3 protein-coding genes are annotated in these 3,733 nt (G+C 72.6%); 1 reads left to right on the forward strand and 2 read right to left on the reverse strand.

The window, feature by feature from the left end; translation table 11 throughout:
• Nucleotides 1–837: lipid kinase (locus G407_RS24795; protein ID WP_043538574.1), on the reverse strand; the 837-nt coding region annotated here is incomplete at its 3' end.
• 149 nt (nt 838–986) lie between these two features.
• On the opposite strand from G407_RS24795, the gene G407_RS0100010 reads away from it, so the two are divergent.
• Nucleotides 987–2,471 (forward strand): TrkH family potassium uptake protein, encoded by a 1,485-nt coding sequence (locus G407_RS0100010; protein WP_029029152.1) that lies wholly within the window; start codon nt 987–989, stop codon nt 2,469–2,471.
• 9 nt (nt 2,472–2,480) lie between these two features.
• On the opposite strand, the gene G407_RS0100015 is transcribed toward G407_RS0100010, so the two are convergent.
• Complete coding sequence (locus G407_RS0100015; protein WP_210163047.1) at nt 2,481–3,431, reverse strand: C45 family autoproteolytic acyltransferase/hydrolase; 951 nt, start codon at nt 3,429–3,431, stop codon at nt 2,481–2,483.
• Between the last annotated feature and the right edge of the window lie 302 nt (nt 3,432–3,733).

Below are 3,733 nucleotides of genomic sequence, written 5' to 3' on the forward strand. Positions count from 1 at the left end.
GTTGACGTCCCGCGGGGTGCGGGTGCGCACCTCGAAATCGACGCAGCGCTCCGTGCGCACGTCCGCCCAGGCCCCGTGGGCACCCTTGGCGAAGCAGCGCAGCATCAGCGCGAGGCGCCAGACGTTGCGGGTCTCGAGCGAGTAGAGGTCGAGCGTGCCGTCGTCGATCGCCGCCGTCTCCTCGACGACCATGCCGCCGCCGTAGTAGCGGCCGTTGCCCACCGCGACCTGGTAGGTCTTGGCGCGCACCTCGCCGGAGCCCGACACGATCGTCGCCGTGAAGGGCCGCGCCCGTATCGCCACGCGGATCGCCGCTAGCGCATAGGCGAGCCGTCCCCAGATGCGCTTGCGGCGCTTGCACAGGGCCTTGGCGAGATCCACGGAGAGCCCGATCGAGGCGACGTTGAGGAACGGCCGCCCGTTCACCACGCCGAGGTCGACGGGGCGCGTGAGCCCGGCGGCGACCGCGGCCATCGCGGCGACGGGGTCGGCCGGGAGGCCGAGCGTGCGGGCGAAGTCGTTGGCCGTGCCGCAGGGCGCGACGCCGAGCGGCAGGCCGGTCTCCAGGATGCCGGGCAGCGCCGCGTTCACCGTCCCGTCGCCGCCGCAGACGACGACCGCGTCGACCTCCCCCGCGCACCGCCGGATGTCGTCCGACACCTCGCGGGCCGCCGAGAACGTCTCCGCGAGCACCGCGATTCCGTGCCCTTCGAGGGCGGCGGCGACCGCGTCCAGGCACGCCGCGCCGCGCCGGCTGTGCGGATTGACGAGGAGGAGGACGCGGGCGGGACGACCGTGGGCGTCGGGGGCGGGCCGGCTCTCGGCGAGGACGGACATGGGAACGGGACTCCGGAGCGCGACGGCGCCACGAGCGTTATGGTGCGCGGCCGGTGGCTTTTGAAGGCCCGGCGACGACCACGGCTCGCCGGCGCTTCCACCGAGCCGGGTCCGTGCTAGAAGCGGCTCCGTTCACGCGAGCCGTTCCCATGCAGCGCACGAAGAGCCTCGGCCTCACCGTCCCCGCCCTCGCACCGGTCGCCTCGCTCGTCGGCGGGACCCTGCTCGCGCTGGCGGCCGCGATGGTGCTGCCGATGGCGGTCGATCTCTGGGCTCGAAACCCGGACTGGCGGGCCTTCGCGGTCTCCGCGGGCCTCACCGCGGGCGCGGGCGCGCTCCTGGTGGTGGCGGGGCGCGGAGGCCTGCGCGGCGGGCTGACGATCCGCCAGGCCTTCATCCTCACGCCCGCGACCTGGACGGCGGTCGCCCTGTTCGCGGCGCTGCCGCTCTACGCCTCGGACTATGCGCAGCTGCGCGACAGCTTCACCAACGCCTTCTTCGAATCGATGTCGGGGCTCACGACCACGGGCTCCACCGTGATCGTCGGGCTCGATTCGGCGCCGCCGGGCGTGCTCCTGTGGCGCGCGATCCTGCAATGGCTCGGCGGCATCGGCATCATCGCCACCGCGATCGCGATCCTGCCCGCGCTCGGGGTGGGCGGCATGCAGCTCTTCCGCACCGAGTCGTCGGATCGCTCCGAGAAGGTGCTGCCGCGGGTGCGCGACATCGCCGCCGCCATCGCTGCGGTCTATGTCGGCCTCACCGCCCTGTGCGCGGCGCTCTACTGGCTCGCGGGGATGACGCCTTTCGACGCGGTGGCGCACGCGCTCACCACCGTCTCGACGGGTGGCTATTCCACGACGGATCTCTCGATGGGCGGCTTCGGGCCCGGGACCCAGTGGATCGCCATCGCCTTCATGCTGGCGGGTGCTCTGCCCTTCGTGCTCTACATCCGCCTCCTGCGCAGCGAGGGCGCGGTCTTCCTCGACAGCCAGGTGCGCACGCTCGTCCTCCTCCTCGTCTGCGTCTCGACGCTGCTCGCCACCTGGCTCGTCGTCACGCACGGCTACGCGCCGGGAGAGGCCGCGCGGCACGCGGCGTTCAACGTCGTCTCCGTCGTGACGACGACGGGCTACGCCTCGACCGACTATCTCGTCTGGGGCAATCTCGCGGTCGGTCTCTTCTTCGCGCTGACCTTCATCGGCGGCTGCACCGGCTCGACCTCGGGCGGCATGAAGATCTTCCGCTTCGAGATCATGGCGCAGATGCTGCGCGCGCATTTCCGCCGGCTGATCTACCCGCACGGCGTCTTCCCGCGCACCTATGCGGGGCGGCCGCTGCCGGACGACGTCGTCGCCTCGGTGGTGGTGTTCTTCTCGCTGTTCTTCATCTGCTACAGCCTGATCACCCTGGTCCTGATGGCGATCGGCCTCGACTTCGTCACCGCGATCAGCGCCTCGGTGACGGCGCTCGCCAATGTCGGCCCCGGGCTCGGGCCGATCATCGGGCCCGCCGGCAACTTCGCGCCGCTGCCGGACGCCGCGAAATGGGTGCTCACCTTCGCCATGCTGCTCGGGCGGCTCGAGCTGTTCACGGTGCTGATCCTGCTCACGCCCGGCTTCTGGCGCGAGTGAAGCCCCACCTCAGCCCGGGATCTCGCGCGCGCCCTCCTCGAAGGCGCCGACGGCTTGAGACCACGCCGGCCGGTCCGGCCAGAGATAGTCGACGGCGCCGGCGGCGGGGCGAAGGACGGCGGTGTAGAACGTGCCCATCACGCCCGCGAAGTCGCGCCTCAGGATCGGCGGGGCGAGGAAGGCGCGGATCATCTCGGCGCGCCCGGTGCCGGGCGTCTCGCGCAGGCGGGTCAGCAGATCGCAGCGAAGCACCGTCTCGCTCGCCGCGTCCCCCGCCGGCCACTCCGGTGCGCGCTGGTGATTGGTCACCACCGGACGGTCGAGCACCAGGGGCTCGCGGTCCGGTGCGAGCATCGCCACGGCATGGGCGCCGGTGCGGTCGAGCACGACGATGTTCGTCGCCATGGCGGAGGGGATGCGCGTCAGCGCCGCGATCGCCTCCGGCACGGTGGCGCAGGTCTCGAGCACGTAGCGCACGAGCCAGGGATTGCCGAAGCCCGCCCCGACCACCGGCCGCCCGCCGAAGGTGAGCGCGGCGGCGAGGCCCGCGTCGTTGACGCCGTCGAGCGCGCCGAACAGCGCCTCGCTCGAGGCGATCACCGTCGGCCCGCCGGCCCAGCGGCCGTGCTGGAGCGTGCCCTCGAAGAATCCCGAGGTGAAGTCGTAGTTGCGGATCATCACCGGCTCCGCCTCCGGCGCGATCGCCACCGAACACCCGGTCACCACCGGCGGGGGCGCCCACCCGGTGAGGAGGGCGTGCGCGGCGGGATCGTCGCCCGCGAGCGCGCAGGCGCGCTCCCAGGCCGGGACGAGCTCGGGCATGTGCGCGGCGAGCGCGGCGCGGCGCGCGGCGAGGGGCGGGTCGTCGGCGGCGGGCGCGAACCAGGGGCGATAGCGCGGCCAGAGCGCCTCGAACCGCGCCTGCCACTTCGGCCCGGGCCGCTCCTCGGATATCGCCACGAGCCGCATCGCGCTCCCCTCCGGCCGGCGTTCGAGCCGGCAGCGTAGAAGAAGTTTTTCGCTCCGCGCAACCGGACCGCCGTTCTTGCGCGGTGCCCGCTTCCGGGCTAGCACGTCCGGGTGCCGGCTGGCGCCGGAACACGTTGCATAGAGCGGCACGTCGACGCCGAAGGTCGTTGTGAAGGTCGGAGCGAGAGATCTTCCTTCCCTGTAGGGGAAGGTGGATCGGCGCGCAGCGCCGAGACGGATGGGGCGCGCGGCACGTGCGTTCGGCGCAGCCGAAATGGACGTCTCGGACCGGA

The sequence above is a fragment of the Salinarimonas rosea DSM 21201 genome, from assembly GCF_000429045.1.
GTDB lineage: Bacteria > Pseudomonadota > Alphaproteobacteria > Rhizobiales > Beijerinckiaceae > Salinarimonas > Salinarimonas rosea.

Coding starts and splice junctions, on each gene's coding strand:
- G407_RS0100010 (WP_029029152.1), top strand. CDS start 987: ATGCAGCGCACGAAGAGCCTCGGCCTCACCGTCCCCGCCCTCGCACCG.